Origin of the sequence: Pseudomonas lurida (assembly GCF_013522705.1) — a bacterium.
Classification (GTDB): domain Bacteria; phylum Pseudomonadota; class Gammaproteobacteria; order Pseudomonadales; family Pseudomonadaceae; genus Aquipseudomonas; species Aquipseudomonas quebecensis.
In genome coordinates this window covers 210,085-236,850 of record NZ_JAAMRE010000001.1, presented here as the reverse complement: position 1 = coordinate 236,850, position 26,766 = coordinate 210,085, and the positions used below count along the sequence as shown (strand labels likewise).

Below are 26,766 nucleotides of genomic sequence, written 5' to 3'. Positions count from 1 at the left end.
CTTACCGAGACCCCGCGAATGTTTCACCGGTTGCCATGGTCACAGCCTGGCGAAACCGAGTTCGCGCGGTTTGTTCCAGCCGCTAAATCTGTCGTTCGGGAATCTTTCATGCGTCTGTGTAATGTGTTTTTTGTGGGCTGTTTGTCGTTGGTCAGCCTGGCGAGTCATGCCGAAACCCTCAATGGCCTTTATCAAGTACTTGAACCGGTCAGCAGCCAGTCGCCCCAGGAGCGCGACCAGGCCACCCAGCGCGCGGTGCAGACGCTGGTGATTCGCCTGACCGGCGATGCCAAGGCCGCCGAAGGGCCGGGCCTGGCGGCGGTGCGCAAAGACCCGCAGCAAATCATCAGCCAGTACGGCTACGACGCCGGTCCGCCGGAAAGCCTGCAGGTGGATTTCGACCCGGTGAGTACCGACCGCGCGTTGCGTGACGCGGGCCTGTCGATCTGGGGCAGCAATCGGCCCTCGATCCTGGGCTGGTGGCTGAACGACTCCACCGAAGGCAGCAGCCTGGTCGGCGATGGCCAGGCCGTTGCCCAGGCCCTGCGCCGTGCAGCGCAACACCGCGGCTTGCCGCTGCGTCTGCCCATGGGCGATCTGGAAGAGCAAGTGGTGGCCACCGCGCCGAATCTGGAAAGCGCCGATGCCACGCCGTTGCGCGCCGCTTCCGAACGCTACGGTGCCGACGCCTTGCTGGCGGTGCACGCGCGTCAGGAAGGCAATCAATGGCAGGCCAAGTGGCGCCTGTGGTTGGGCGACAAGGCCGAGCAGGGCACCGCCCAAGGCACAGACACGGCTGCGCTGGCGGATGCGGTGATGCTGGCGGTCAGCCAGAAGCTGGCGCCACGCTTTGCGGTCAAGCCCGGTGTCAGCACTGAGCAGTTACTGGAGGTGCAGGGCATGAATCTGGAGCGCTATGCGACCCTGGGGCATCTGCTGGAGCCATTTGGCGCTCAGCCGCTGCTGGTTGATGGCAATCGCATTGTGTATCGCGTCAATGGCAACGCCGAGCAGTTGCGCACCCAGTTGAGCCTGGGCAAGTTGCAGGAGATTGCGGCAGGTGAAGCGCAGCCTGTGGGCGATGGAACGCCACCGGCCAGCGCACCCGAACCCCAGGCGCAACTGCGGTTTCGCTGGTAAATGTTCTTCCTTATATAGATAGAAGCAAATAAATGGAGTGGTTTATGGCGGATACGCGTCGTTGGGTGTGGCTTGGCGGGATCGTCCTGCTGTGCGTTTTTGTGTTTTTGCTGCATTCGATCCTGACGCCGTTCCTGGTCGCGTTGCTGTTGGCCTATCTGTTCGATCCGGTGGTGGATCGCCTGGAGAAGGCTGGCCTGTCGCGCACGCTCGGTGTTGTCACGGTGTTCGCGCTGTTCACCTTGATCATCACGGCTCTGGTGCTGGTGCTGGTGCCGATGCTGGTCAAGCAGTTGTACCGGCTGTACGAACTGGCGCCGCAAATGCTCGACTGGCTGCAGCACACGGCGATGCCGTGGGCCCAGGCCAAGCTGGGGCTTTCGGATGGCTTCTGGAAGTTCGACAAGGTCAAGGCGGCGATCAGCGAGCATATGGGCCAGACCGGCGACATCGTCGGGGTGGTACTCAGCCAGGCCACGGCGTCCGGCCTGGCATTGATCGGCTGGTTGACCAACCTGGTGCTGATTCCGGTGGTGGCGTTTTACCTGCTGCGTGACTGGGACATCATGATGGCCAAGGTCCGCAGCCTGCTGCCGCGTGACCGCGAAGAGCGCATTGTGTCCCTGGCCGAAGAGTGCCATGAAGTCCTGGGTGCATTCGTGCGGGGCCAGTTGCTGGTGATGCTGGCACTGGGGATTATCTATGCCGCAGGCTTGATGGCTATTGGCCTGGAGCTGGGTCTGTTGATCGGCCTGATTGCCGGTCTGGCCGCCATCGTGCCGTACATGGGGTTCGTCATCGGGATCGGCGCGGCGCTGGTGGCGGGTCTTTTCCAGTTTGGCGGTGACCTGTACCCGATGCTGGGCATTGTTGCTGTGTTTATGGTCGGCCAGGCCCTGGAAGGCATGGTGCTCACGCCCCTGCTGGTCGGTGACCGAATCGGTCTGCACCCGGTGGCGGTAATCTTCGCGATCCTGGCAGGAGGTGAGCTGTTCGGTTTCACCGGTATCCTGCTGGCGCTGCCGGTGGCGGCGGTGATCATGGTGCTGGTGCGCCATGCGCATGATCTCTACAAGGATTCGGATGTCTATACCGGGGTTGAAGACCCCGACCTGTAGTCGCTACGACCCACACCCGGCGCAACGCCGGGTGTGGCGTTCAGGCAGGCTTGGCGTCAAACAATTCGCTTAAAACCAACGGGTTAACGCAAACCTTTGATTTTGCTTGGGGTCTGCTGCATTGTGCGCCCGACGTCACGGGTATAAACTTCGCAAACTTTTCACAGAGGCCACTAACGGTTCGATGGGAGCCGTTCAGTCAGCATGAAACCGATTCAGCTGCCCTTGGGTGTGCGTCTGCGTGACGACGCCACCTTCATCAATTACTACCCAGGCGCCAACGCCGCTGCACTCGGCTATGTCGAGCGGCTCTGCGAAGCCGACGCCGGGTGGACTGAAAGCCTGATTTATCTGTGGGGCAAGCACGGCGTGGGGCGTACTCATCTGTTGCAGGCCGCGTGCCTGCGTTTCGAACAGATGGGCGAACCGGCGGTGTACTTGCCGCTGGCTGAGTTGATGGATCGCGGTATCGGGATTTTCGACCACCTCGAGCAATACGAGCTGGTGTGCCTGGACGACCTGCAGGCCATCGCCGGCAAAGCGGATTGGGAAGAGGCACTGTTCCATCTGTTCAACCGCCTGCGTGACAGCGGCAGGCGCCTGTTGATTGCGGCTTCGACTTCGCCGCGGGAATTACCGATAAAACTCGCCGACCTCAAATCGCGCCTGACCCTGGCGCTGATCTTCCAGATGCGCCCTCTGTCCGATGAAGACAAATTGCGCGCGTTGCAACTACGCGCCTCGCGTCGCGGTCTGCACCTGACCGATGAAGTCGGGCACTTTATTCTGACCCGGGGTACCCGCAGCATGAGCGCGCTGTTCGATCTGCTTGAACAGCTCGACCAGGCCTCATTGCAGGCGCAAAGAAAATTGACGATCCCTTTTCTCAAAGAGACGTTGGGTTGGTAACTCGTTGATTTTCAATGTTTCGACATTTTACAGGCGTCAGAAAACCTGCATTTAAGCCCGGTGAGCTACGCAATTTTGTCGATAAATGGAATTACGGCTTAGATGTCAGCGTCTAATCGCCAAGTCACAAAAGCCACGATTGAATTTGCAAATCGATGTGATAGAGGGCATAGTCGCGGCTTCTTTATCCATCAGCCACGGTCGTGCCCATGCTAAATCGCTTCGCACCCCTCGTGCCTCTCGCACTCGTTACCCTGTTGTTTGGTTGCGCGTCCCACCCTCAACAGGTGGCGGAACAGCAGAAACCACAGGTTCAAAACCAGGCAAAATTCGTCGCAGCCCAGTCTTCCACTGTTTATGAGGAAGAAGTGGCGACCGAAAAGGAACTGGCCGACTTCTCCGGCAACAAGCCTTACCAGCTTCCAGTTCTGGCCGACAGCATCCTTGAACGCGGCATGTCCCTGATCGGTACTCGCTACCGTTTCGGCGGCACCTCGGAAGCCGGTTTCGATTGCAGCGGCTTTATCGGTTATCTGTTCCGTGAAGAGGCCGGCATGAATCTGCCGCGTTCGACGCGTGAAATGATCAACGTTAATGCACCGCTGGTCGCGCGTAACAACCTCAAGCCCGGCGATCTGCTTTTCTTCAGTACCAGTGGTCGTGGCCGCGTAAGCCACGCCGGTATCTACCTGGGCGATAACCAGTTTATTCACTCCAGCAGCCGTCGCAGTGGCGGTGTCCGAGTCGACAGCCTGGGTGACAGCTACTGGAGCAAAACCTTCATCGAGGCCAAGCGTGCCCTGGCGATGGCTCCGACCACGGTTACCGCCAGCAAGTAAAGTTAAAGTGATACTTGAAGTTTGACGTGTAAGCGCTAGAATCCCTGGACATTGTTGTAATCCGTTCGCGCGAGCCTTGCTCGCGCGTTCTGGTTTTCAACGTTCGGCAGCGAAAGCCGCATCCAGACCAGGATTGTTCTGCACATGTCGACCTCGGCCCGCCTGATTCTTATCCTCTGCGCCGCGCTGATCAGCGCCTGCGCCAACCGGCCACCGCCCGCGCCTGTTGCGGTCAAGCCCAAGCCGGTCTTCACCTATACCACCCAGAATGACTCGCCTGTCGCCGAAGACGTGCTGTTTCGCGCGCTCGGCCTGGTCGGCACGCCTTATCGCTGGGGCGGCAACACGCCCGATTCAGGCTTTGATTGCAGCGGCCTGATCGGCTTCGTGTTCCGCGACGCCGCCGGCATTTCCCTGCCTCGCACTACCCGAGAGCTGATCGGCATGCGTGCGCAGGACGTCAGCGCGCAGAACCTGCAGACCGGTGATCTGTTGTTCTTTGCCACCGGCGCAGGCTCCCAAGTCAGCCATGCCGGCATCTACGTGGGCGAGGGCCGCTTTGTGCACGCCCCGCAAACCGGCGGCACGGTAAAGCTGGACACCTTGTCCAAGGCGTATTGGCAGAATGCTTACTTGAGTGCCAAACGCGTATTGCCGGCTGAGCATCTGGCGCGCAATCCCTGAGTCCGCTGTGGGAGGGTGCAACGCCCTCCCACAGGTTTTCACAGCGCCTATCGAGCGGCCGACACCCGCCACACCTTATTCCCGACATCATCGGCCACCAGCAAATCGCCTTGCCGATCAATCACCACGCCCACCGGCCGGCCCATGGCTTTCTCATCTTTATCGAGGAAGCCGGTCAGTACATCCAGCGGTTGCCCTTTGGGCTGGCCGCCCTCGAATGGCACGAAGATCACTTTGTAGCCGCTGTGGGGTTTGCGGTTCCACGAGCCGTGCTGGCCGATAAAGGCGCCGTTGCTGTAGGCGGCTGGCAACTTGCTGCCGTCGGCGAAGGTCAGGCCCAGAGAGGCGGTATGTGGCCCTACCGCGTAATCCGGGGCGATGGCCTTGGCCACCAGATCCGGGTTCTGCGGCGTGACGCGTTCGTCCACGTGCTGGCCGTAGTAGCTGAAAGGCCAGCCATAGAAAGCGCCGTCCTTGACCGAGGTGATGTAGTCCGGCACCAGGTCGCTGCCAATTTCGTCGCGCTCATTCACTGCGGTCCACAACTTGCCGCTCTGGGGTTCCCACGCCATGCCGTTGGGGTTGCGCAAGCCTGAGGCGAAGAGGCGGTGCTGGCCGCTGGCGCGGTCGACTTCCCAGATCGCGGCGCGGCCCTGTTCGGCCTCCAGGCCGTTTTCGCCGACGTTGCTGTTGGAGCCCACACTCACATACAACTGGTTGCCATCCTTGCTGGCCACCACGTTTTTCGTCCAATGGTGATTCAGCGGGCCGCCCGGCAGGTCCACGACTTTAGTGCCGGCTTGCTTGATCGCGGTTTCACCTGGCTGGTAGGGGAAACGCAGCAGTTTGTCCGAGTCGGCCACGTACAAGTCATTGCCCACCAGCGTCATGCCGAACGGCGAATTGAGGTTCTCCAGGAACACCGTACGGGTTTCGGCCACGCCGTCGTGGTCGGCATCGCGCAGCAGGGTGATGCGGTTCGGGCTGGGTACACCGGCGCCTGCGCGACTCATGACTTTTTCCATTACCCAGCCACGCACCCCCTTCGAATCGTCCGGCTTGGGCGGCGCATTGGTTTCAGCTACCAGCACGTCGCCATTGGGCAATACGTACAGCCAGCGCGGGTGGTCCAGGCCTTCGGCAAAAGCGCTCACCTGCAGGCCGGGTGCTGCGGTGGGCTTGACGCCCTCGGGCCAGCCGATGGCAGGGGCGATATTGACGGTGGGGATCAGCGTCTTGTTCGGTTCCGGCAGGTTAGGCGATGGCCCGGTGCCGTCGCTGATCTGCAACGTGGAGCTTTCGCCACAGGCGGCAAGAGTGCCGGCGAGCATGATCAGTAAGGCGAGTCTGGTTTTATGCATGGTGTTCTCCTTAATACCTGTAGGGATAGAGGAGGGCGCGGGTGCGATGGTTCAAGTACAAGGCCGGCTTTAATTGACGCTCCACCCCCAACCCACTAACCTTCGCGGCTTGTTTCAGGTGCTCTGTGACCCAAGGGTCGACGGAGTGAAACAGGGAAGCCGGTGAGTGAGCGCACTTAGACACAGTGCTGCCGCAATTCCGGCGCTGCCCCCGCAACGGTAAATGAGTCAAGACGCTGCCTTTGGCCACTGTATCGCATGCGATATGGGAAGGCGCAGCGTGGGTCCGCTCCTGGTTCGCCAGGGTACGGCCACTTATGAGCCCGGAGACCGGCCTGGACCATTCAACAGCATCACGGTGGGCGATGCTTGGCTGTCTGATTGTGTTTTTTCCTGCCCGCCGTTTTTGTCCAGCCCCAACGGAGAGCTGCCATGACCGATTCCCCCGACCGCGACGAACGCCACCTGGCGCGCATGCTGCGCAAAAAAGCCGTGATCGACGAGCGCATCGCCAATTCCCCTAATCAGTGCGGTTTGCTGCTGGTACTGACCGGCAATGGCAAAGGCAAGAGCAGCTCGGCCTTCGGCATGCTGGCCCGGGCCATGGGCCACGGTATGCAATGCGGCGTGGTGCAGTTCATCAAGGGCCGCCACAGCACAGGCGAAGAGTTGTTCTTCCGACGCTTCCCTGAACAAGTGCGCTTTCACGTCATGGGCGAAGGCTTCACCTGGGAAACCCAGGACCGCCAACGCGACATCGCCGCCGCCGAGGCCGCTTGGGCCGTGTCCCGCGCGATGCTGCAAGACCCTGCCATCGGCCTGGTGGTGCTGGACGAACTGAACATCGCCCTCAAGCACGGTTATCTCGACCTGGACCAAGTGCTCAGCGACCTGCAAGCCCGCCCTCCGATGCAGCACGTGGTGGTCACCGGCCGTGGCGCCAAGCCCGAAATGATCGAGATGGGCGACACCGTCACCGAAATGGGCATGCTCAAACATGCCTTCCAGGCCGGTATCAAGGCACAGAAAGGCGTCGAACTTTGAATCAGCCCCGTCATTGCCCGGCGGTTCTGATCGCCGCACCGGCGTCCGGCCAGGGCAAAACCACGGTCACCGCCGCGCTGGCCCGTTTGCATCGCAACCTGGGGCGCAAGGTGCGCGTGTTCAAATGCGGCCCGGACTTCCTGGACCCGATGATCCACGAGCGCGCCAGCGGTGCGCCGGTGTACCAATTGGACATGTGGATGGTGGGCGAGCAGGAAAGTCGCCGTCTGCTGTGGGAAGCCGCCGGCGAGGCCGACTTGATCCTGATCGAAGGCGTGATGGGCCTGTTCGACGGCACACCTTCGAGCGCCGACCTGGCCCGGCATTTCGGCGTGCCGGTGCTGGGTGTGATCGACGGCACCGCCATGGCCCAGACCTTCGGCGCCCTGGCCCTGGGCCTGGCGCGCTACCAGCCGGACCTGCCGTTCGCCGGGGTGCTGGCCAACCGTGTCGGCACCCTGCGCCATGCGCAACTGCTCGAAGGCAGCCTTACCGAAGGCCTGCGCTGGTACGGCGCGCTGTCCCGCGAAACCGGGATCGAGCTGCCCAGCCGTCACCTGGGGCTGGTGCAGGCCAGCGAACTGAATGACCTCGACCTGCGCCTGGACGCCGCCGCCCAAGCCCTGGGCAGCAGTTGCGAAGTCGCGGTGCCGCCGCCGGTCACTTTCGCCGCGCCGACGATCGTGGAAGCCGAGCCGTTGCTGGCCGGTGTGCGCATCGCCGTGGCCCGCGACGAAGCTTTCGCGTTTACCTACGGCGCCAGCCTCGACCTCCTACGGGCGATGGGCGCCGAGTTGCACTTCTTCTCGCCGATCCACGACCGCGCACTGCCCGACGCCGACAGTCTCTACCTGCCCGGCGGTTACCCGGAGCTGCATCATCAGGCCCTGGCGCAAAACACCCCGATGCTGGCCGCGATCCGCGCCCACCACGCGGCCGGCAAACCGTTGCTCGCCGAGTGCGGCGGCATGTTGTATCTGCTGGACTCGCTCACCGATGTCGACGGCAATCGAGCCGAACTGGTCGGCCTGCTGCAGGGCGATGCCGTCATGCAGAAAAAACTCGCCGCCCTGGCCCTGCAAAGCGTCGAATTGCCCGAAGGCGTACTGCGTGGCCATACCTACCATCATTCCCTGACCAGCACGGAGTGGCAGCCGATTGCCCGTGGCCAAAGCCCGAATGGTGGGCGCGGTGCCGAGGCAGTCTTCCGACAGGGGCGGATGACTGCCTCTTACGTACACTTCTATTTCCCGTCGAATCCGACGGCGGTCGCCGCCTTGTTTGCCCCGGACCTGGCTGAAACCCCCTCCACTGTGGGAGGGGGCTTGCCCCCGATAGGGTCATGACCGACAACGCTTTCCCCCAGGCCGACCGCGACGCCGTCTACCGCGCCATCGCTGAGCGCCGCGACATGCGCCACTTCACCGGTGGCACCGTCGCTCCCCAATTGCTGCAGCGCCTGCTCCAGGCCGCGCACCAGGCGCCGAGTGTCGGCCTGATGCAGCCGTGGCGTTTTATCCGCATCAGCGACCGCGTGTTGCGTGGGCAGATTCAACAATTGGTGGAGGAAGAACGCGTGCGCACCGCCGAAGCGCTCGGCGAGCGTTCTGACGAGTTCATGCAGCTCAAGGTCGAAGGCATCCACGACTGCGCCGAAGTCCTGGTAGCGGCGCTGATGGAGGATCGTGAGCGGCATATCTTCGGTCGCCGGACCTTGCCGGAAATGGACATGGCTTCCCTGTCCTGTGCGATCCAGAACCTGTGGCTGGCGGCCCGCGTCGAAGGGCTGGGCATGGGCTGGGTCTCGTTGTTCGAGCCCCAGGCCCTGGCGGATCTTTTGGGGCTGCCCGCCGGTGCCAAGCCGCTTGCGGTGTTATGCCTGGGCCCGGTGGCCGAGTTTTACCCGGCACCGATGTTGCAGCTCGAAGGCTGGGCCGAGCCTCGACCGCTGAGTGACATGTTGTATGAAAATACGTGGGGAGTGAGTCGATGAGTGTGGCTTTGCTGTGTGTCGCCGCCGTGGCGTTGGATGCGCTGTTGGGCGAGCCCAGGCGTTGGCATCCGCTGGTGGCGTTCGGCAATTTTGCCGGGCGCATCGAGCAGCGTTTCAACAGCGGCGGGCGCGGCTGGCGCAGCCATGGGGTCACCGCCTGGGTGATCGTGGTGGTGCCGCTGACCCTGCTGGCCACGGCGTTGTCGTGGGCGCCTTATATCGGTTGGGTGCTGGAGATCCTCGCGCTGTACTGCGCCCTCGGCATGCGCAGCCTGGGCGAGCATGTGCTGCCCGTGGCCCAGGCGCTGCGCAGCGATGACCTGGCAGAAGCGCGCACGCGTGTGAGTTATCTGGTCAGCCGCCAGACCAGCGAACTGGACAGCACCGAAGTGGCCCGCGCCGCTACCGAGTCGGTACTCGAAAACGGCAGCGATGCCGTATTTGCCGCACTGTTCTGGTTTGTGGTGGCCGGGGTGCCTGGCGTGGTGCTGTACCGACTGAGCAACACCCTGGATGCCATGTGGGGCTATCGCAACGAACGCTTCGAACGGTTCGGCTGGGCGGCGGCAAAAATCGACGACGTGCTCAATTATATTCCGGCACGCCTGGTGGCGTTGACCTACGCCGTGCTCGGCAAAACCGGTCTGGCGCTCAAATGCTGGCGCACCCAGGGCCCGACCTGGGACAGCCCCAACGCCGGCCCGGTGATGGCGGCAGGCGCCGGTGCATTGGGCGTCGAGTTGGGCGGTGCAGCGATTTATCACGGCCAACTGCACCAACGCCCGCCACTGGGCGAAGGCCCGGCAGCGGACGCCGACGCCATCGAGCGGGGCTGGCAACTGGTGCAGCGCGGCGTATGGTTGTGGCTGCTGATCCTATGCGCGGGGGCGCAATTCTATGCTTGAACATGGCGGTCGACTGCGTAAGGCATCCATTCAATACGGGATCGCTGAGGCTAATTGGCTGGACTTGTCCAGCGGCCTCGCGCCCTGGCCCTGGCCGATCCCCGAAATCCCGCTGCGCGCCTGGGCACGCCTGCCGGAAACCGACGATGGTTTGGAGCAGGCCGCCAGCGCGTACTACGGCGCGGCTCACCTGTTGCCGGTGCCCGGTTCCCAGGCGGCGATCCAGTTGCTGCCGCGTCTGCGCCGGGCCGGCAAGGTCGGGGTGGTGTCGCCGTGCTACGCCGAACACGCTGAGGCCTGGCGTCGCGCCGGTTACGTGGTGCGCGAGGTGCAGGAGCAGGAAGTCGACTTTTTCCTCGACGGTCTCGATGTGCTGGTGGTGGTCAACCCCAACAACCCCACCGGCCTGAGCCTGAGCCCGCAACGCCTGTTGGATTGGCACGCGCGTCTGGCCCAGCGTGGTGGTTGGCTGGTGGTGGACGAAGCGTTCATGGATGTGACGCCGCACTTGAGCCTGGCCGGTCAAACCCATCTTGTCGGTTTGATCGTGCTGCGTTCGTTCGGCAAATTCTTCGGCCTGGCCGGCGTGCGACTGGGCTTTGTGCTGGCCGAGCGCAAGTTGCTCAAGTTGCTCGCCGAGCAGGTCGGGCCATGGGCGGTCAGCGGCCCTACGCGGGTGGTGGGGCAAACCTGCCTGCGCGACACAGAAGGGCAGGCACGCCAGCGCGCGCGCTGCCTGGAGGCCGGCCAGCGCTTGTACGCATTGCTTGAACAACAGGGGTTCCAGCCCCACGGCGGCTGCGCGTTGTTCCAGTGGCTGATCACCCCGCATGCCGAGCGCATGCATGAATTCATGGCCCAGCGCGGCATCCTGCTGCGCTTGTTTGTTCACAACAGCAGCTTGCGCTTCGGCCTGCCCGACACCGAGGCCGACTGGCTGCGCCTCGATGAAGCCCTGGCTGCCTACAAGGCCCTTCCATGAGTACGCTGATGGTGCAAGGCACCACCTCCGACGCCGGCAAAAGCACGCTGGTGACTGCGCTGTGCCGCTGGCTGATCCGCCAGGGCGTCGCCGTCGCCCCGTTCAAACCGCAGAACATGGCGCTCAACAGCGCCGTAACCGCCGAGGGCGGCGAGATCGGCCGCGCCCAGGCCGTGCAGGCCCAGGCCGCGCGCCTGGCGCCCCACACCGACATGAACCCGGTGCTGCTCAAACCCAACAGCGATACCGGTTCTCAAGTGATCATCCATGGCCGTGCCGTCACGACCATGAACGCCGTGGCCTATCACGATTACAAAGCCATTGCCATGCAGGCCGTACTCGCCTCCCACGCGCGACTCAGCGCGGCTTACCCGGTGGTGATGGTGGAGGGCGCGGGCTCCCCGGCGGAGATCAACCTGCGCGCCAATGACATCGCCAACATGGGTTTCGCCGAAGCGGTGGACTGCTCGGTGCTGCTGATTGCCGATATCAACCGTGGCGGCGTGTTCGCGCACCTGGTGGGCACCCTGCAATTGCTCTCGCTTAGCGAACAGGCGCGGGTCAAGGGCTTTATCATCAACCGTTTTCGCGGCGACATCGCACTGTTGCAGCCCGGCCTCGACTGGCTGGAGGCGCACACCGGCAAACCGGTGGTCGGCGTCCTGCCCTATGTAATGGATCTGCACCTGGAAGCCGAGGACGGCATCGATCGGCGCCAGATCGACAAGGCCGCCCAGGTACTCAAAGTAGTTGTGCCGGTGCTGCCGCGCATCAGCAACCATACCGATTTCGACCCACTGCGCCTGCACCCCCAGGTGGACCTGCAATTTATCGGCCCTGGCCAACCGATCCCGGCCGCCGACCTGATCATCCTGCCGGGCTCCAAAAGCGTGCGCGCCGACCTCGCCTACCTGCGCGCCAATGGCTGGGACAATGCCGTGGCGCGACACTTGCGCTACGGCGGCAAGGTGCTGGGCATCTGCGGCGGGCTGCAGATGCTCGGCGAGCAGGTGCATGACCCGCTGGGCCTGGAAGGGCCGCCCGGTTCCAGCGCCGGCCTGGGGCTGCTGGCGTTCAGCACCACCCTGGAAGAGGACAAGCAGTTGCGCAACGTGCGCGGGCGCTTGCTGCTGGAAGATGCCGAGGTCAACGGTTATGAGATCCATGCCGGGGTGACGTCCGGCGAAGCCCTGGCAAGCCCTGCCGTGCGCCTGGACGACGGTCGCCAGGATGGCGCACGCAGTGCCGACGGGCAGATCCTCGGCACCTACCTGCATGGCTTGTTCGAAACGCCGGCCGCTTGCGGCGCATTGCTGCGCTGGGCCGGGCTGGCGCAGGTGCAGGCGGTGGATTATCACGCCCTGCGCGAGCGCGATATCGAGCGCCTGGCGGATCTGGTGGAGCAGCATTTGGATACCGATTTATTGCGCACCCTGTGTGGAGTGGCCCCATGCACCAACTGATCCTCGGCGGCGCCCGCTCCGGCAAAAGTCGCCTGGCGGAAACGCTCGCCACCGACAGCGCGTTGCCGGTTATCTATATCGCCACCAGTCAACCGCAGGACGGCGAAATGAACGCACGGGTGGCCTTGCATCGCCAGCGGCGTCCGGCGCACTGGGGCCTGATCGAAGAACCGATCGAACTGTCGCGGGTGCTGCGCGAGAATGCCGCCACCGACCGCTGTCTGCTGGTGGATTGCCTGACCTTATGGCTGACCAACCTGCTGATGCTCGAAGACTCCGAGCGCCTGGCGCTGGAACGCGACCACTTGCTTGAAACCCTGGCCACGCTGCCGGGGGAGATTATTTTTGTCAGCAACGAGACCGGTCTGGGTGTCGTGCCGCTGGGCGAATTGACTCGCCGCTACGTGGATGAAGCCGGTTGGCTGCATCAAGCCTTGGCCGAGCGGTGTCAGCGCGTGGTGCTGACGGTCGCCGGACTGCCCCTGACATTGAAAGGTATTGCGTTATGACTGACACCTGGTGGCTGGATCCCTGTAAGGCAGTCGACACCATCGCGTATGAAAACGCCTTGGCACGCCAGCAGCAATTGACCAAGCCCGCCGGCTCTCTCGGCCAGCTCGAAGCGGTGGCGGTGCAATTGGCCGGCCTGCAAGGCCAGGTCAAGCCGGTGGTGGATCAGCTGTGGATCGCAATCTTTGCCGGCGACCACGGCGTGGTAGCCGAGGGCGTGTCGGCGTTTCCCCAGGCGGTGACCGCACAAATGCTGCACAACTTTGTCAGCGGCGGCGCAGCCATCAGCGTATTGGCGCGGCAACTGCAGGCACGGTTGGAGGTGGTCGACCTGGGCACGGTGACACCCGCGCTGAACCTGCCCGGCGTACGTCACCTGAATATCGGCGCGGGTACCGCCAACTTCGTGCATGCCCCGGCGATGAGCGCCGCCCAAGGCCAACAGGCGTTGCAGGCCGGACGCGACAGCGCACGGCGCGCGTTGGAACTGGGCACGCAACTGTTTATCGGCGGTGAAATGGGCATCGGCAACACCACGGCGGCCAGCGCGCTGGCGTGTGCCTTGCTCGATTGCCGAGTCAGCGACCTGGCCGGGCCGGGCACTGGCTTGAATGCCCAGGGCGTCAGTCACAAGGTAGCGGTGATTGAACGCGCGTTGGCACGGCATGCTGCCGAGCGCGGCGATGTGTTGCAGACGCTGTTCAACCTCGGCGGCTTTGAAATCGCCGCGTTGGTGGGCGCTTATCTCGCCTGTGCCCAGGCCGGTATCGCCGTGCTGGTGGACGGGTTCATCTGCAGCGTCGCCGCACTGGTGGCCACGCGCTTGAATCCGGCCTGCCGCCCATGGCTGCTGTTTGGCCATCGCGGCGCCGAGCCAGGCCACCGCCATGTGCTGCAACAGTTGGACGCGCAACCGCTGCTGGACATGGGCCTGCGCCTGGGCGAAGGCAGCGGCGCGGCACTGGCGGTGCCGTTGTTGCGCCTGGCCTGCGCACTGCACGGGCAGATGGCGACCTTCGCCGAAGCCGCCGTGGCGGATCGCCCCGCATGACCTTGCAACTGGACCTGCTGCGCCACGGTGAAACCGAACTGGGCGGCGGCCTGCGTGGCAGCCTGGACGACGCACTCACCGCCAACGGCTGGGCACAGATGCGCGCCGCCGTAGCGCAGCAGGGGCCCTGGGATCGGTTGATCAGTTCACCCCTGCAACGCTGCGCACGGTTTGCCGACGAGCTGGGGGCCCGGCTCAACGTGCCCGTGAGTCTGGAAAAGGACCTGCAGGAATTGCACTTCGGCGCATGGGAAGGGCAGAGTGCCGCCGCACTGATGCAAACCGATGCCGACGGGCTCGGACGGTTCTGGGCCGACCCATACAGCTTCACGCCGCCCGAGGGTGAAGCGGTTGAGGATTTTTCCCGGCGGGTTCTGGGCGCGGTCGCACGGCTGCATCGCGCGTATGCCGGTGAGCGCGTCCTGTTGATCAGTCATGGCGGGGTGATGCGTCTGCTGCTGGCGCGCGCACGAGGCCTGCCCCGTGAGCACCTGCTGAATGTCGAAGTCGGTCACGGTGGGTTGTTCAGCCTGCGTGTCGCGGCCGATGGCGTGTTGCGCGAAGGAGACTGACGATGTCGCCGTTCTGGATTGCCCTGCAGTTTCTGAGCAGCCTGCCGATTCGCCTGCCAGGCATGCCGCAGCCCCAGGAAATGGGACGTTCGCTGTTGTTTTACCCGGTGGTCGGTGGGTTGTTCGGTGTGCTGTTATGGGGGCTGAGCAGCGCATTGGCGGGCGCGCCGTTGCTGCTGCACGCGGCGCTGCTGCTGACTGCCTGGGTGCTGCTCAGCGGCGCCCTGCACCTGGACGGCCTGGCGGACAGCGCCGATGCCTGGCTGGGTGGCTTCGGCGATCGCGAGCGCACCCTCACCATCATGAAGGACCCGCGCAGCGGGCCGATTGCCGTGGTCACGCTGGGCCTGGTGCTGCTGCTCAAGTTCGCTGCGCTGGTGGCCTTGATCGAACAGCACAATACCGTCGCATTGATTCTGGCGCCGCTGATTGGCCGGGCGTCGATGCTCGCGTTATTCCTGACCACGCGTTATGTGCGTGCCGGCGGATTAGGCCAGGCATTGTCAGAGCATTTACCGAGGGCTGTCGGCCAACTGGTGCTGGTCCTCAGCGGCCTGGCCTGTGTGCTGATCGGCGGGTTCAGCGGCGCAATTGCCGTACTGCTGGCCGCCCTCGGGTTTGTGGCGCTGCGTCAGTTGATGGTCAGGCGCCTCGGCGGCACCACGGGCGACACCGCCGGCGCGTTACTGGAGCTGCTGGAAGTCGTCGTGCTGGTCGGCCTGGCGCTGTAACACTTTCTTGCATTTGTAGAATCGCGGGTATATACACGTTCCATGCTTGCCTCCCAATGTTTATGCACCAACCTGCGACGCGCCGCCCGTGGCGTCAGCAGGCACTACGACGGCGCTCTCGACGGCTTCGGGATCAACGTTGCCCAGTATTCTCTGCTGTGCAATCTGCAGCGTCTGGATCAACCCAGTATCTCCAGTCTGGCCGATGCGATGGGCCTGGATCGCAGTACGCTCGGCCGCAACCTGCGGGTGCTCGAAGGGGAAGGGTTAGTGCAATTGGTGGAGGGCGACGACCTGCGTAATCGCCTGGTGCAGTTGACGGCAGCCGGTGAAGCACGCCTGGCCGCCGCACTGCCGGCATGGGAAGCGGCGCAGCAGAAGTTGATCGATAAACTGGGCGCGCAAAAACGCGAGACCCTGTTGGCCTTGCTGGACGAACTCGCCTGAGCGCGGGTTTGTTCGATGACAAACGGGTATATACCCGCGTACGGAGAATAAGAAATGACCTCGATGTGGCGCACCAGTGGCTGGGTTCTTGTGGGGAGTGCGCTGATCCTGGCGCTGTCGTTGGGCGTGCGTCACGGATTCGGCCTGTTTCTCGCGCCGATGAGTTCCGAGTTCGGTTGGGGCCGTGAAACGTTTGCGTTCGCCATTGCCTTGCAAAACCTGATCTGGGGCCTGGCGCAGCCGTTCACCGGTGCCCTGGCCGACCGTTTCGGCGCGACCAAGGCCGTGTTCGTCGGTGGGGTCTTGTACGCCGCTGGCCTGGTGTTGATGGGCATGTCCGATTCGGCGTGGTCGCTGTCGCTGAGCGCAGGCCTGCTGATCGGGATTGGCCTGTCAGGTACCTCGTTCTCGGTGATCCTGGGCGTGGTGGGCCGCGCCGTGGCGCCGGAGAAGCGCAGCATGGCCATGGGCATCGCCAGCGCAGCCGGGTCTTTTGGTCAGTTCGCCATGGTCCCGGGCACCTTGGGCCTGATCAGCTGGTTGGGCTGGTCGGCCGCGCTGTTGGCGCTGGGCTTGATGGTGGCGCTGATTCTGCCGCTGGTCGGCATGCTCAAGGATCGGCCGCTGCCGGTCACGGCCGGCCAGCAGACCCTGGCTGAGGCGCTCAAGGAAGCCTGCTCCCACTCCGGTTTCTGGCTGCTGGCCTTCGGTTTTTTTGTCTGTGGTTTCCAGGTGGTGTTTATCGGGGTGCACCTGCCGGCCTACCTGGTGGACCAACACCTGCCGGCCACGGTCGGCACCACGGTGTTGGCGCTGATTGGGCTGTTCAATATCTTCGGCACCTACACCGCCGGCTGGCTTGGTGGGCGCATGTCCAAGCCGCGCCTGCTGACGGCTTTGTACCTGCTGCGGGCGGTGGTGATCGTGCTGTTTCTGTGGGCGCCGGTCACAGAGCTCTCGGCTTACCTGTTCGGCATGGCCATGGGCTTTTTGTGGCTGTCCACCGTGCCGCTGACCAACGGCACGGTCGCGACGCTGTTTGGTGTACGAAACCTGTCCATGCTCGGCGGGATCGTGTTCCTGTTTCACCAGCTCGGTTCATTCCTCGGCGGCTGGTTGGGCGGGGTGGTCTATGATCGAACCGGCAACTACGATTTGATCTGGCAGATGGCGATTCTATTGAGCCTGCTCGCCGCGGCCTTGAACTGGCCGGTGCGCGAGCGTCCGGTGGCGCGCTTGCAGGCGCAGATGGAGGCGGCATGAGTTCAACCTGGTATTGGCTCGGCGGCGCAGCAGCCATGGCGCTGTTGCTGGCGCTGGCCTGGTGGGGCTGGCAGCGCGGCGGCCTGGCGTTGATGCAACTGGGCATGTCGATCTGTTAAGTTCGATCCCTGAATTCTTAAAAGGACATTTCCCATGCAGATGCGCTGGCTTGCAGTACCCGTGCTGATGGCTGCCTTTGGCGGCATAGCGTTGGCAGCCGACTGTCCACCCTTGCTGGAAGGCCAATTGCCCAAGTTGCGCGCCAAGGAGTCCATCGACCTGTGCCAGCGCTTTGCCGGCAAGCCGCTGGTGATCGTCAACACCGCGAGCTTCTGTGGGTTCGCCCCGCAATTCAAAGGTCTTGAGGCGTTGTACCAGCGTTACAAGGATCAGGGCCTGGAGGTGATTGGCGTGCCTTCCGATGACTTCAAGCAGGAAGCCAAGACGGGTGAAGAGACGGCTAAGGTCTGCTACGTCAATTACGGCGTGACCTTCACCATGACTGAACCGCAGAAGGTCAAGGGCCCGGACGCGGTGCACTTGTTCAAGGTGCTGGCACAGCAGAGTAATGCACCGAAATGGAATTTCTATAAATACGTGATCGACCGACAGGGCAAGGTGATCGCCGATTTTTCCAGCCTGACCAAGCCGGACAGCCCGGATCTGATCGAGGCGGTGGAGAAAGCACTGGCTTCCAAACCCTGATCGACACCCATTGAAAAGCCCCGCCTCCTTTGCAGGAGAGCGGGGCTTTTTTACGCCTCGGTGAAATCAGAAGCGATAGGTCATGCCCAGGCCAAAACCATTGGCGCTGTTTTCGTACTTGGCGTTGTAGCTGGCCAGTTGGTTGGAGCGCGCAACCTTGACGTCTTCTTCCTTCAGGTAGGAGTAGGCCACGTCGATCGTCATATTCGGCATGACTTCATAGCCCAGGCCCAGGCTGAAGATAGTACGGTCACCGGTAGGAATACGCGGCGAACGATCAGTGTTGTTGGTCGGCGATTGGTCGAACGTCAGGCCGGTACGCAGTACCACCTGCTTAGTCAACTGATACGAAGTACCCACGGCGTAGGCCCAGGTATCGTGCCAGTTCTGTTCTTCCTTGATGGTGCTGACCAGGGACGGGGCGAGCAGGCCGCCGCTCGCGCCACCGACAACGCCTTCGTTCTTGACCGTAATGTCCTTCAGGCGGCTCCAGCGGGTCCAGGTTGCACCGGCGTAGAGTTTCCAGGCATCGGTCAGGTCTTGAGTGACCGACAGGTCGTAGGACTCAGGCGTATCGATCTTCAGGGAGGCGTCATAACGGTTGCTGCGCAACAGGCCCGAAGTCACGGTAGGTGCGCTTACCTCGGTGTGGCCGTCCAGCTTGTAGCTGACCTTGGAGTGATAGGTCAGACCCACGCGCGTGGTATCGGTGGCTTGTACCAGCACGCCGACGTTAAAGCCCAGCGCGGTGTCGTCACCTTTGATCTTGATGTTGGTATCGGGCGCCGCCGGGTTGAACGACAGGTCCGATTCCAGGGTACCGGCGATGCGGTTGATGGTCGGGCCAAAACCTACCGAGACGCGATCATTGAAGGCGTAGCTGACGGTAGGTTGCAGGGTGATAACCTTGACTTCGCTGTTGCTGCCGAAGCTGCGGCCCTGGAAGCCTCTTTCGTAGTCGGTCACCAGGCCGAACGGGGCGTATACGCCAAAACCGACAGCCCACTGATCGTTGAGTTTATTGGTGTAGAAACCGAAAGGCACGGCGGTGAAAGGCACCATGTCGCCTTTGTTGCTGCCGCGGGAACGGCCGCTGACATCGCTGATATCGGTGGAGGCATCAATGGCTGCTACGCCGCCGGTGATTTGCTGGCCATTCAGGCGCGCCATACCGGCAGGGTTGCCGTACACAGTGCTTGCATCATCGGCAGAAGAAGAGCGACCTGCGAAACCCGTACCCATCCCGCTGACGCTCTGTTCGTTGAGTGCGAAACCGCTTGCAAACAGGTGGGAGGATGCCATGGCAACGGCGAGGCTAAGTGTGGTCTTGAGCATTACTTTTTTCATTATTAGAACTCCGTGGTGATCACCGCTGCGGAAAGTATCAATAAATTTAACATCGCGCTATAGGCTGTAATGCAGGAGATAGAGCGGTTTTGTAGGACAATCCGACCAAAATCGGCAGTTTTTGGCGAATCTTGCAAATTGCCCGGTCAGCAGCTCACGTGATTCTTGGGCGAAACACAGGTTTGCCACGCTTGGCTGAAATCTCGCAGCCTGCCTTGAGGGTGAAAAATTTCTTTCCAGATACGCGCCATGCCTAACACATCGCCGGTCGCCGGCAGGGTGACGGTGTGCTGTTCCACCAGTAGCCAGGCGATGGCCGTGGCGTAACGCAGGTTCACCGTGAGCTCAAGCTGGGGCGCGCTGAGGAATGCATGTTGGCTGGCCAGGCCGCGCACCAGGCTGGCACGTTCAGGATCGAGCGCCAGGTAGTTGTCCCAGAGGGCGCAATGGCGCGGTTTGGTGATGCCATACAGGCCGTGGCCGCGGCGTTCGTGCAGCGCCGAGCCCAGCTCCGACTGGCTGGCGGCGATGCCCAGCAGCAGGGACTCTGCCGTGGGGCTGTGCTGGCCGAGGTAGGTCAGCGTTGGCCGGATCACATAACGACACAATTCACTGGCCGCGATACCCATAGACGCCTCAATCGTGAAAAGGGTAGGCGAGTCCTGAGAGAGTCGGGCTTGGCAGCGGTGGATCGGATCTCAGGCTCGCCGTAAGCGGATCATGCCGCTTGAGTTGAAGTGTAGTGTCATATTTATGATGTAAAGGATTGTTTTTAAAACGTCTTATCCATTCAGTTATAGCGTTTATATCTATTTGTACTTAGGCGCTGGGGCTGTGAAGTAAATTTTTGGCAATAAAAAACCCTGTGTTTCAAACAGGGTTTTTTGTGCTTCGGCGACTCGGGTCGATCAGGCAACCAGTGCCTGGCGGGTACGCTCGATCACAGCCTGCAGCGGTTCTGCGCTGGAGTATTGATCGGGGTACAGGCGTTCGCTGTGACGCGCGATGCCGTGTTCGTTGACCAGCGTGAAGCTGAAGCAGCCTTTGCGAGCGGCCATGATCAGGCAGTTCATTGGGGCAAAAGCATTGGTGAGGGTGCGAATGGCATCCTGAGTATGGATTTGAGTGGACATATTATTGGTGTTCCTACAAATGACACGGTTAAGAACCGTGCAACGTTAAAACGTTCCAGTGACGTTGATCACCATTGATCAAACGAAGAACCCGACTGGAACAAAGCAGCCAGTTTGAAGCGCTATTCAATAGGCGCGCTTGGGCTGGCAGGTAGGTACTTAGGAGGGCAGGCAACACAACAGGGGCAAAGGTTCTGGGCCCGGGGTGAAGATCCTGATCAATTTGCAGGTTGGTTCGGTCAGAGTACTGGACTTCGCGACACCCTTTGCTTGTTCAAAGGCAGTGTCGTCGCAAGTGATACCTGGAAACCATCGAGGTGGTCGATCCCATGTTGTTCAAGGGAGTTGTTCGACCAGAATTGACTTTCAGCTTGGTACTAACGGGGCGGATAGTAACGGATTGAAACAGCTAAGGGAAGTGTGTTAGCCAAAAAGTTTACATCAGCCGCCGAGCAGGCCGCGATAGACCAGCACCGTCGCGGCCGCCGCCAGGGAACAGCCAAGCCCGTAGGCGGCAAGCGTCAGGCGCAGCGACTGGCCGGTTTCGACGGCTTTGAGCACATCGCTCATGTCGTTGATGCGGCCTTCACCCAGTTCGATGCACAGACTAATGGCGGTGAACGCAGCTGACAGCAGGATCGCAATGGCGAACAAGGCGCCGTCCGGGGGAGGCAGCGCAGCATTGATCCCAAGGGAAACGCCGCAGATGGCCAGCAGTAGCACCGCGAACACCAGCATTCCCTTCATCGAGCCATTCCCCATTGCGTTGCAGGTCGGGCAGTGTGGCCAGCCTGCAATGATTTGAAAAGTCCTTGCAGGACCTGCCGGTAACATTTTTTGCACCGGTCGCTTCAAAAAAGGCCCCGTTTATAACCGCGGGATGTGTACTTGTGCACATTAGTTGTGTCGCGTGTAACCAAGCGGACGTTCGCTGCAACGCCCCGCCATTTGCCTGCAATGGAAATTTAAGTCAATGAAAAATCTGGCTTTTTTTTATTGGTGAAAAAATCGTCAGTTTGACTGCGGGCCACGTTCCATGGGGCTTTGCGAGGGTTCGAAGAGGGTTGTCCACTGAGTTATCCACAGCTTCTGTGGATTGTCCCAAGCGCTTGCTCTAGAACGGGCGTGCAGGGTTTTTTCAGCTTTACCTGTACGAAAAAAAGAGTAGAGTGGCGCGCCTTCCGTTCCGTCCCACAGTGCTTTATGAAGTTTCGCTCAGTATCACCTGCTGTTACCGATACCCTCCAGACTGTTACCGCACCCAAGCGGTTTTCCTTGAAAGTCGCGCTGTGGCTACTCGACAGCCCGCGCCTGGGGCATAACACCAACGTTAAGCACTTCGCCGGGCGCCTGCTCAAGCAGCCGGCCCGTGAAGGTGTGGTCGCGGCCCAGAGCCGCCTGGGGCAATTGATGTGCCGCGAATGCGGGAGTGCCCGTGACCGTCGCATCGGCCACGACCTGCTGCGCTCGGCCGCCCGCGCCGGCGATGTGCAGGCCCGGCGCGAACTGGGTCAGGTCGAAGACTGAGCTGTCCTCGAGCCCCGCGCTTGGTTAACCTTGCTCTTTTTCGGTGATGGCAGACATGGCTATGGCTTTTGACTGGACCAGTATTGCCCTGGGCCTTGCGGGCGCCGCGCTGCCCTTACTCGCTGTGTGCTGGCAGCTTCAACGGCGTTTGAGCGCGCGCATGGCCGGCTGGGAGTTGCTCGAAGAGCGCCTGGCCATGGCGCAACTGGCCCAGGAAGGCCTCATTGCCCAACTGGAAGCCAGCCGCGATGAAATCAGCGATCTGAGCCAGGCCAATGCCGCCAAGCAAGCCGACCTGGCAGCGCTGCGTCGCGAAGTCGAACTGCTGCAGATCGACCGCGACAACGCCCGCGATGCCGCCCACGCCTGGAACCTCGACCGCAGCGCCAAGGAAACCGAACTGCGTCGCCTTGATGCATTGGCGGCCGCCCTGCGCGCCGAGCTGCGCGAGCAGCAGGACAGCCACCAGCAACGCCTGACCGACCTGCAGGGTTCACGCGATGAGCTGCGCGCCCAGTTCGCCGAACTGGCCGGCAAGATTTTCGATGAGCGCGAGCAGCGCTTCGCCGAGACCAGCCAGGAGCGCCTGGGCCAGTTGCTCGATCCATTGAAGGAGCGCATCCAGTCTTTCGAAAAGCGTGTGGAAGAGAGCTATCAGAACGAGGCGCGCGAGCGTTTTTCCCTGGCCAAGGAACTTGAACGCCTGCAGCAACTGAACCTGCGTCTGTCCGATGAGGCCACCAACCTGACCCGTGCGTTGAAGGGCCAGAAAACCCAGGGTAACTGGGGTGAGCTGATTCTTGAGCGGGTGCTGGAGCACGCGGGGCTGGAGAAGGGCCGCGAGTACCAGACCCAGGTCAGCCTCAAGGGGCCGGACGGCGAGCGCTTCCAGCCGGATGTGCTGATCATGCTGCCCGGTGATAAACAGGTGGTGGTGGACTCCAAGGTCAGCCTGACCGCGTACCAGCAATACGTCGCCGCGGAGGACGACGTGATCGGCCAGGCGGCCCTGAAGCAGCACGTGCTGTCGCTGCGCAACCATGTCAAAGGCCTGGCCGGCAAGGACTATAAACGCCTGGAAGGCCTGCACAGCCTGGATTTCGTGCTGTTGTTCGTACCGATCGAAGCGGCGTTTTCCGCCGCGTTGCAAGCTGAGCCCAACCTGTTTCAGGAAGCCTTTGATCGCCATATCGTCATCGTCAGCCCCACCACGTTGCTGGCGACCCTGCGGGTGATCGACAGCCTGTGGAAACAGGAGCGCCAAAGCCAGAATGCCCGCGAAATTGCCGAGCGTGCCGGTTGGCTGTACGACAAGTTCGTGCTGTTTATCCAGGATCTGGATGAGGTGGGCAATCGTCTGCAGCAATTGGATAAAGCCTACAGCGCGGCGCGAAACAAGCTGACAGACGGACGCGGCAATCTGGTCAGCCGTACCGAGCAATTGAGGTTGCTCGGCGCGCGTGCGAGCAAAAGCCTGCCGACGGATCTGCTGGAGCGTGCGATGAGCGACTCGGATGGCGTGGCGCACCTGCCTGAATGAACGCCCCGGCGCAAACCCGGCCTACAACGGCAAGTGCCGATTTAATAATGCACGCAACGCCGCGGGCTTGACCGGTTTGGCCAGGTAATCCAAACCCGCCGCATGCACTTCGGCCACGCTCTCCGGACGGCCGTCGGCACTGATGACCACGCCTGGAATCGGCTCGGCCAACTGCGCGCGCAGCCAGCGCATCAACTCGGTGCCGGTTTCACCATGATCCAGGTGGTAGTCCACCAGCGCCAGTTGCGGGCGCACCCCCTCGGCCAGCAGGGCGGCGCACTCGGCCTGGTCCTTGGCCGTCCATACCTCACATCCCCAGCGGTTGAGCAGGCTGCGCATGCCAATAAGAATGCTTTCTTCGTTATCCACGCACAGCACCTGCGCGCCGCTCAGTGGCAAACCGTTTTCCAGCGCCGCCTGGGGCTGCGCGATGGCCTGGTTGCGCGCCAACGGCACGCTTACGCTGAACACGCTGCCTTTGCCCGGCCACGAACGCACGCTCAAGCGATGGCCGAGTACGCGGCACAGGCCGTCGGCGATCGCCAGGCCCAGGCCCAGACCTTTTTCCGCGCGGGTCTGATGGCTGTCCAGGCGCTTGAATTCCTCAAAGATCACGCTCTGTTTATCCGGCGGGATGCCCGGACCTCGGTCCCATACCTCCAGGCACAATTGGCCCCCGCGCCGGCGTACGCCCAGTAGCACCGGGCCGTCTGCATAACGGAAAGCGTTAGTCAGAAAATTCTGCAGGATGCGCCTCAGCAATTTAATGTCACTGTCCACCCGCAGGCGGCTGCCGCGCAGGCGAAAGCGCAGGCCCTGCTCCTGGGCCAGCGCCTTGAATTCGGCGCCCAGGGTATCGAACAGCTCATTGAGCACGAACGGTTGGCGCTGGGGTGTGATCTTGCCGTTTTCCAGGCGAGAAATATCCAGCAGGTCGCTGATCAGGTCTTCTGCCGAGCGCAGCGAACTGTCCAGGTGCTGCACCAACTGACGGGCCTCGTCGGAGAGTCCGTCGCTCTGGTGGGACAGCGCGGCGGAGAACAGGCGCGCGGCGTTCAACGGCTGCATCAAGTCATGGCTTACCGCCGCCAGGAAGCGGGTTTTCGACTGGCTTGCGGTTTCGGCCACCCCTTTGGCATCGGTCAGTGCCAGGTTGAGTTGGGACAGTTCATGGGTGCGTTCGACCACGCGCTGCTCCAGGCCCTCGTTGGCCTCCGTCAGCGCCTGTTCAGCTTCGCGGAACGCGGTGATATCGGTAAAACTCATGACAAAGCCGCCACCGGGCATTGGGTTGCCGATCAACTCGATGACGCGGCCGTTCGGAAACAAGCGTTCGGAAGTGTGCGCGCGGCCCTGGCGCATCCAGTGCAGGCGGCGCGCCACGTGCACTTCGGCCTCGCCCGGTCCGCACAGGCCGCGTTCGGCGTTGTAGCGGATGATATCGGCAATCGGCCGGCCCACGCTGATCAGGCCCTCGGGGTAGTTGAACAGCTCCAGGTAACGCCGGTTCCAGGCCACCAGCTTGAGCGACTGATCCACCACGCTGATGCCTTGGGTGATGTTCTCGATGGCGCCCTGCAGCAGGGCGCGGTTGAACTGCAAGACTTCCGAGGCTTCGTCGGCGATGCGCACGACGTCCTCCAGCTGCATGTCCCGACCTTCAATCGCGGCTTTCACCACTGCGCGCGTCGAAGAGGCGCCGAGCACGCCCGCCAGCAGGCGTTCGGTGTGGGCGATCCATTCATTGTCGGCATTCTGGTTGGGGTTGAAGCCTTTGCCCTGGCGATACGCAAACCGGATAAAGCTCTGCTGGGCACGTTCCTCACCCACGAACCGCGCGGCCAGGCTGAGCAGGTCGCTGATCTGCACCGAGAGCATCGAACGGGCACTGGCGCGTTGACTGATTTCCTGGCCAATAAAGCGTCCGGCCTGCCAATGCTCTGACACCCGTGTGCGCGACAGCATCGAAACCCAGACGAACAGCGTGAAGTTACCCGCGAGTGACAGCACGGTGCCCAGGGTCAGTGAAGTCACGGACAAGCCCAGCGGGTGGGAATGCATCCACGTCAACCCAGGGAAAAGGCTTAAGGACCATCCCAGGCTTTTCGCGGTGACCGGTAGGACCAAGGTGTAAAACCACAGGAACGTCCCTGCGGCGAGGCCGGCAAATACACCACGCCGGTTCGCCTGCTTCCAGTACAACGCGCCGAGCATGGCCGGCGCCAATTGAGTCACGGCGGCGAAGGCGATCTGGCCGATGGTCGCCAGACTCGCGGTGGACCCTAGCAGGCGATAACTGACGTACGCCAGTAGCAGGATGATCACGATGCTCACCCGGCGTACCGACAGCATCCAGTGGCGGAATACTTCGAACGGCCGCTCGGCGCTGGAGCGGCGCAGCAGCCAGGGCAGCAGCATGTCGTTGGACACCATGGTCGACAACGCGATGCTCGCCACGATCACCATGCCGGTGGCCGCCGACGCGCCGCCGATAAACGCCAGCACCGCCAGCGCCGGGTGCGCCTCGGCCAAGGGCAGGCTGATCACGTAGGAGTCCGGCAGCACCGAGGCGGGCAGCAGCATCTTGCCACCGAGGGCGATGGGGATCACGAACAGCGCGGCCAGCACCAGGTAGGCCGGAAACACCCACTTGGCCAGGCGCAGGTCCTGGGGTTCGATATTTTCCACCACCGTCACGTGAAATTGCCGGGGCAGGCAAATGATCGCCATCATTGCCACGCCGGTCTGCACCACCATCGAGGGCCAGTTAACGGTCTCCTGCCAGTATTCTTCCAGGCGTGGCGCAAGCATCGCCTGGTCGACCAGGTCACCGAAACCGTCGTACAGGCCGTAGGTCACGAACGCGCCCACGGCAAGAAAAGCGAACAGCTTGACCAGGGATTCAAAGGCAATGGCCAGCACCATGCCGCGATGGTGTTCGGTGGCGTCCAGGTTGCGCGTGCCAAACACGATAGTGAACAGCGCCAGCACCAGCGACACCACCAGCGCCGTGTCCTGGGCCCGCGTGCCGGTGGTGTCGGCACCGGCGCCGATCAACAGGTTAACGCCCAGCACAATGCCTTTGAGCTGCAAGGCGATATATGGCAGCACGCCCACCAGACAGATCAGCGCAACCACCACCGCCAGGGATTGTGATTTGCCGTAGCGCGCCGCGATAAAGTCAGCGATGGAGGTGATGTTTTCCTGCTTGCTGATCAGCACCATCTTTTGCAGCACCCAGGGTGCCAGCACCAGCAACAGCACCGGTCCCAGGTAGATGGGTATAAAAGCCCACAGCTGCTCGGCCGCCTGGCCGACGGCGCCGAAGAAGGTCCAGCTGGTGCAATAAACGGCCAGCGACAGGCTGTATACCCAGGCACGCATGCGCGGCGGCAAGGGCGCGCGACGACGGTCACCGTAGAAGGCGATGGCAAACATAATGGCCATATAGGCCAGGGCAACGGCGGCGATCAGCCCGCTGGACAGCGTCATGGGAACTCCG

At 62.4% G+C, this 26,766-nt stretch carries 27 protein-coding genes and 1 riboswitch; of the genes, 21 read left to right on the top strand and 6 right to left on the bottom strand.

What is annotated here, in order from left to right:
• Positions 1 to 108: 108 nt before the first annotated feature.
• The 5 genes from G7025_RS01025 to G7025_RS01005 all read left to right on the top strand — a co-directional run bounded on the left by G7025_RS01025 (position 109) and on the right by G7025_RS01005 (position 4,690).
• Positions 109 to 1,140 carry a DUF2066 domain-containing protein gene (locus G7025_RS01025; RefSeq protein ID WP_181075947.1) on the top strand — a complete coding sequence of 344 codons (1,032 nt, stop codon included), beginning with the start codon at positions 109 to 111 and terminating at the stop codon, positions 1,138 to 1,140.
• Positions 1,141 to 1,184: 44 nt separating this feature from the next.
• Positions 1,185 to 2,258 (top strand): AI-2E family transporter, encoded by a 1,074-nt coding sequence (locus G7025_RS01020; protein WP_181075946.1) that lies wholly within the window; start codon positions 1,185 to 1,187, stop codon positions 2,256 to 2,258.
• A gap of 204 nt (positions 2,259 to 2,462) precedes the next feature.
• Positions 2,463 to 3,167: a DnaA regulatory inactivator Hda gene (gene hda, locus G7025_RS01015; RefSeq protein ID WP_025855817.1), complete on the top strand. Its 705-nt coding sequence runs from the start codon at positions 2,463 to 2,465 to the stop codon at positions 3,165 to 3,167.
• Positions 3,168 to 3,376: 209 nt separating this feature from the next.
• Entirely contained in the window at positions 3,377 to 4,006 is a 630-nt protein-coding gene (locus G7025_RS01010) for a C40 family peptidase (protein WP_181075944.1), read from the top strand.
• A gap of 144 nt (positions 4,007 to 4,150) precedes the next feature.
• Positions 4,151 to 4,690, top strand: a complete 540-nt coding sequence (locus G7025_RS01005) for a C40 family peptidase (RefSeq protein ID WP_181075942.1) — start codon at positions 4,151 to 4,153, stop codon at positions 4,688 to 4,690.
• A 47-nt stretch (positions 4,691 to 4,737) separates the two neighbouring features.
• On the opposite strand, the gene G7025_RS01000 is transcribed toward G7025_RS01005, so the two are convergent.
• The gene (locus G7025_RS01000; RefSeq protein WP_181075940.1) at positions 4,738 to 6,051 is read right to left on the bottom strand and encodes a PQQ-dependent sugar dehydrogenase; all 1,314 of its coding nucleotides are present in this window, start codon (positions 6,049 to 6,051) and stop codon (positions 4,738 to 4,740) included.
• A gap of 99 nt (positions 6,052 to 6,150) precedes the next feature.
• Positions 6,151 to 6,404, top strand: a riboswitch (cobalamin riboswitch).
• 79 nt (positions 6,405 to 6,483) lie between these two features.
• Here G7025_RS01000 and cobO point away from each other — a divergent pair.
• The 14 genes from cobO to G7025_RS00935 are packed head-to-tail and all read left to right on the top strand — an operon-like array spanning position 6,484 to position 17,717.
• Positions 6,484 to 7,095: a cob(I)yrinic acid a,c-diamide adenosyltransferase gene (gene cobO, locus G7025_RS00995; protein ID WP_181075938.1), complete on the top strand. Its 612-nt coding sequence runs from the start codon at positions 6,484 to 6,486 to the stop codon at positions 7,093 to 7,095.
• Positions 7,092 to 8,441, top strand: a complete 1,350-nt coding sequence (locus G7025_RS00990; protein ID WP_181075936.1) for a cobyrinate a,c-diamide synthase — start codon at positions 7,092 to 7,094, stop codon at positions 8,439 to 8,441. Before cobO ends, G7025_RS00990 begins: the two co-directional genes overlap by 4 nt.
• On the top strand, positions 8,438 to 9,088 hold the full coding sequence (bluB, locus tag G7025_RS00985; RefSeq protein ID WP_181075934.1) for a 5,6-dimethylbenzimidazole synthase: 651 nt from the start codon (positions 8,438 to 8,440) through the stop codon (positions 9,086 to 9,088). The genes G7025_RS00990 and bluB overlap by 4 nt, the downstream gene beginning before the upstream one ends.
• Positions 9,085 to 9,993: an adenosylcobinamide-phosphate synthase CbiB gene (gene cbiB / locus G7025_RS00980; protein ID WP_181075932.1), complete on the top strand. Its 909-nt coding sequence runs from the start codon at positions 9,085 to 9,087 to the stop codon at positions 9,991 to 9,993. The genes bluB and cbiB overlap by 4 nt, the downstream gene beginning before the upstream one ends.
• Positions 9,986 to 10,975, top strand: coding sequence for a threonine-phosphate decarboxylase CobD (gene cobD, locus G7025_RS00975; protein ID WP_181075930.1), 990 nt, complete (start codon positions 9,986 to 9,988; stop codon positions 10,973 to 10,975). The genes cbiB and cobD overlap by 8 nt, the downstream gene beginning before the upstream one ends.
• Entirely contained in the window at positions 10,972 to 12,438 is a 1,467-nt protein-coding gene (locus G7025_RS00970) for a cobyric acid synthase (RefSeq protein WP_181075928.1), read from the top strand. The genes cobD and G7025_RS00970 overlap by 4 nt, the downstream gene beginning before the upstream one ends.
• Positions 12,426 to 12,947 (top strand): bifunctional adenosylcobinamide kinase/adenosylcobinamide-phosphate guanylyltransferase, encoded by a 522-nt coding sequence (gene cobU, locus G7025_RS00965; RefSeq protein ID WP_181075926.1) that lies wholly within the window; start codon positions 12,426 to 12,428, stop codon positions 12,945 to 12,947. The genes G7025_RS00970 and cobU overlap by 13 nt, the downstream gene beginning before the upstream one ends.
• Positions 12,944 to 13,999: a nicotinate-nucleotide--dimethylbenzimidazole phosphoribosyltransferase gene (cobT, locus tag G7025_RS00960; protein WP_181075924.1), complete on the top strand. Its 1,056-nt coding sequence runs from the start codon at positions 12,944 to 12,946 to the stop codon at positions 13,997 to 13,999. Before cobU ends, cobT begins: the two co-directional genes overlap by 4 nt.
• Entirely contained in the window at positions 13,996 to 14,571 is a 576-nt protein-coding gene (gene cobC / locus G7025_RS00955) for an alpha-ribazole phosphatase family protein (protein WP_181075922.1), read from the top strand. Before cobT ends, cobC begins: the two co-directional genes overlap by 4 nt.
• 2 nt (positions 14,572 to 14,573) lie before the next feature.
• Positions 14,574 to 15,302, top strand: coding sequence for an adenosylcobinamide-GDP ribazoletransferase (locus G7025_RS00950; protein ID WP_181075920.1), 729 nt, complete (start codon positions 14,574 to 14,576; stop codon positions 15,300 to 15,302).
• A 42-nt stretch (positions 15,303 to 15,344) separates the two neighbouring features.
• On the top strand, positions 15,345 to 15,749 hold the full coding sequence (locus G7025_RS00945; protein WP_181075918.1) for a MarR family winged helix-turn-helix transcriptional regulator: 405 nt from the start codon (positions 15,345 to 15,347) through the stop codon (positions 15,747 to 15,749).
• A gap of 54 nt (positions 15,750 to 15,803) precedes the next feature.
• On the top strand, positions 15,804 to 17,012 hold the full coding sequence (locus G7025_RS00940; RefSeq protein WP_370694734.1) for an MFS transporter: 1,209 nt from the start codon (positions 15,804 to 15,806) through the stop codon (positions 17,010 to 17,012).
• Positions 17,009 to 17,131, top strand: coding sequence for a hypothetical protein (locus G7025_RS26680; RefSeq protein ID WP_258197626.1), 123 nt, complete (start codon positions 17,009 to 17,011; stop codon positions 17,129 to 17,131). Before G7025_RS00940 ends, G7025_RS26680 begins: the two co-directional genes overlap by 4 nt.
• A gap of 34 nt (positions 17,132 to 17,165) precedes the next feature.
• Positions 17,166 to 17,717: a glutathione peroxidase gene (locus tag G7025_RS00935; protein ID WP_181075916.1), complete on the top strand. Its 552-nt coding sequence runs from the start codon at positions 17,166 to 17,168 to the stop codon at positions 17,715 to 17,717.
• Positions 17,718 to 17,783: 66 nt separating this feature from the next.
• On the opposite strand, the gene G7025_RS00930 is transcribed toward G7025_RS00935, so the two are convergent.
• The 4 genes from G7025_RS00930 to G7025_RS00915 form a co-directional block, all read right to left on the bottom strand.
• On the bottom strand, positions 17,784 to 19,064 hold the full coding sequence (locus G7025_RS00930; protein WP_181075914.1) for an OmpP1/FadL family transporter: 1,281 nt from the start codon (positions 19,062 to 19,064) through the stop codon (positions 17,784 to 17,786).
• A gap of 146 nt (positions 19,065 to 19,210) precedes the next feature.
• Positions 19,211 to 19,693: a hypothetical protein gene (locus G7025_RS00925; protein WP_181075913.1), complete on the bottom strand. Its 483-nt coding sequence runs from the start codon at positions 19,691 to 19,693 to the stop codon at positions 19,211 to 19,213.
• 279 nt (positions 19,694 to 19,972) lie between these two features.
• Positions 19,973 to 20,197, bottom strand: a complete 225-nt coding sequence (locus tag G7025_RS00920; protein ID WP_007898912.1) for a hypothetical protein — start codon at positions 20,195 to 20,197, stop codon at positions 19,973 to 19,975.
• Between the two features lie 441 nt (positions 20,198 to 20,638).
• Entirely contained in the window at positions 20,639 to 20,944 is a 306-nt protein-coding gene (locus G7025_RS00915; protein ID WP_181075910.1) for a hypothetical protein, read from the bottom strand.
• A gap of 456 nt (positions 20,945 to 21,400) precedes the next feature.
• On the opposite strand from G7025_RS00915, the gene G7025_RS00910 reads away from it, so the two are divergent.
• Positions 21,401 to 21,724, top strand: a complete 324-nt coding sequence (locus G7025_RS00910) for a sel1 repeat family protein (protein WP_181075909.1) — start codon at positions 21,401 to 21,403, stop codon at positions 21,722 to 21,724.
• Between the two features lie 175 nt (positions 21,725 to 21,899).
• Entirely contained in the window at positions 21,900 to 23,264 is a 1,365-nt protein-coding gene (rmuC, locus tag G7025_RS00905; protein WP_181076171.1) for a DNA recombination protein RmuC, read from the top strand.
• A 21-nt stretch (positions 23,265 to 23,285) separates the two neighbouring features.
• Here rmuC and G7025_RS00900 read toward each other — a convergent pair whose 3' ends face one another.
• Positions 23,286 to 26,756, bottom strand: a complete 3,471-nt coding sequence (locus G7025_RS00900; RefSeq protein ID WP_181075907.1) for a hybrid sensor histidine kinase/response regulator — start codon at positions 26,754 to 26,756, stop codon at positions 23,286 to 23,288.
• Between the last annotated feature and the right edge of the window lie 10 nt (positions 26,757 to 26,766).

What these genes read in the sequence shown, in the direction of transcription:
- G7025_RS00900 (WP_181075907.1), bottom strand. Translation starts at nt 26,756, where the DNA reads ATGACGCTGTCCAGCGGGCTGATCGCCGCCGTTGCCCTGGCCTATATG.
- G7025_RS00935 (WP_181075916.1), top strand. Translation starts at nt 17,166, where the DNA reads ATGCAGATGCGCTGGCTTGCAGTACCCGTGCTGATGGCTGCCTTTGGC.
- G7025_RS01010 (WP_181075944.1), top strand. Translation starts at nt 3,377, where the DNA reads ATGCTAAATCGCTTCGCACCCCTCGTGCCTCTCGCACTCGTTACCCTG.
- G7025_RS01025 (WP_181075947.1), top strand. Translation starts at nt 109, where the DNA reads ATGCGTCTGTGTAATGTGTTTTTTGTGGGCTGTTTGTCGTTGGTCAGC.
- cobC (WP_181075922.1), top strand. Translation starts at nt 13,996, where the DNA reads ATGACCTTGCAACTGGACCTGCTGCGCCACGGTGAAACCGAACTGGGC.
- G7025_RS00950 (WP_181075920.1), top strand. Translation starts at nt 14,574, where the DNA reads ATGTCGCCGTTCTGGATTGCCCTGCAGTTTCTGAGCAGCCTGCCGATT.
- G7025_RS00925 (WP_181075913.1), bottom strand. Translation starts at nt 19,693, where the DNA reads ATGGGTATCGCGGCCAGTGAATTGTGTCGTTATGTGATCCGGCCAACG.
- cobT (WP_181075924.1), top strand. Translation starts at nt 12,944, where the DNA reads ATGACTGACACCTGGTGGCTGGATCCCTGTAAGGCAGTCGACACCATC.
- G7025_RS00920 (WP_007898912.1), bottom strand. Translation starts at nt 20,197, where the DNA reads ATGTCCACTCAAATCCATACTCAGGATGCCATTCGCACCCTCACCAAT.
- G7025_RS01020 (WP_181075946.1), top strand. Translation starts at nt 1,185, where the DNA reads ATGGCGGATACGCGTCGTTGGGTGTGGCTTGGCGGGATCGTCCTGCTG.
- G7025_RS26680 (WP_258197626.1), top strand. Translation starts at nt 17,009, where the DNA reads ATGAGTTCAACCTGGTATTGGCTCGGCGGCGCAGCAGCCATGGCGCTG.
- G7025_RS00970 (WP_181075928.1), top strand. Translation starts at nt 10,972, where the DNA reads ATGAGTACGCTGATGGTGCAAGGCACCACCTCCGACGCCGGCAAAAGC.
- G7025_RS01000 (WP_181075940.1), bottom strand. Translation starts at nt 6,051, where the DNA reads ATGCATAAAACCAGACTCGCCTTACTGATCATGCTCGCCGGCACTCTT.
- cobD (WP_181075930.1), top strand. Translation starts at nt 9,986, where the DNA reads ATGCTTGAACATGGCGGTCGACTGCGTAAGGCATCCATTCAATACGGG.
- G7025_RS00940 (WP_370694734.1), top strand. Translation starts at nt 15,804, where the DNA reads ATGACCTCGATGTGGCGCACCAGTGGCTGGGTTCTTGTGGGGAGTGCG.
- bluB (WP_181075934.1), top strand. Translation starts at nt 8,438, where the DNA reads ATGACCGACAACGCTTTCCCCCAGGCCGACCGCGACGCCGTCTACCGC.
- cobU (WP_181075926.1), top strand. Translation starts at nt 12,426, where the DNA reads ATGCACCAACTGATCCTCGGCGGCGCCCGCTCCGGCAAAAGTCGCCTG.
- cobO (WP_181075938.1), top strand. Translation starts at nt 6,484, where the DNA reads ATGACCGATTCCCCCGACCGCGACGAACGCCACCTGGCGCGCATGCTG.
- G7025_RS00915 (WP_181075910.1), bottom strand. Translation starts at nt 20,944, where the DNA reads ATGAAGGGAATGCTGGTGTTCGCGGTGCTACTGCTGGCCATCTGCGGC.
- G7025_RS00910 (WP_181075909.1), top strand. Translation starts at nt 21,401, where the DNA reads ATGAAGTTTCGCTCAGTATCACCTGCTGTTACCGATACCCTCCAGACT.
- cbiB (WP_181075932.1), top strand. Translation starts at nt 9,085, where the DNA reads ATGAGTGTGGCTTTGCTGTGTGTCGCCGCCGTGGCGTTGGATGCGCTG.
- G7025_RS00945 (WP_181075918.1), top strand. Translation starts at nt 15,345, where the DNA reads ATGCTTGCCTCCCAATGTTTATGCACCAACCTGCGACGCGCCGCCCGT.
- G7025_RS00930 (WP_181075914.1), bottom strand. Translation starts at nt 19,064, where the DNA reads ATGAAAAAAGTAATGCTCAAGACCACACTTAGCCTCGCCGTTGCCATG.
- G7025_RS01005 (WP_181075942.1), top strand. Translation starts at nt 4,151, where the DNA reads ATGTCGACCTCGGCCCGCCTGATTCTTATCCTCTGCGCCGCGCTGATC.
- hda (WP_025855817.1), top strand. Translation starts at nt 2,463, where the DNA reads ATGAAACCGATTCAGCTGCCCTTGGGTGTGCGTCTGCGTGACGACGCC.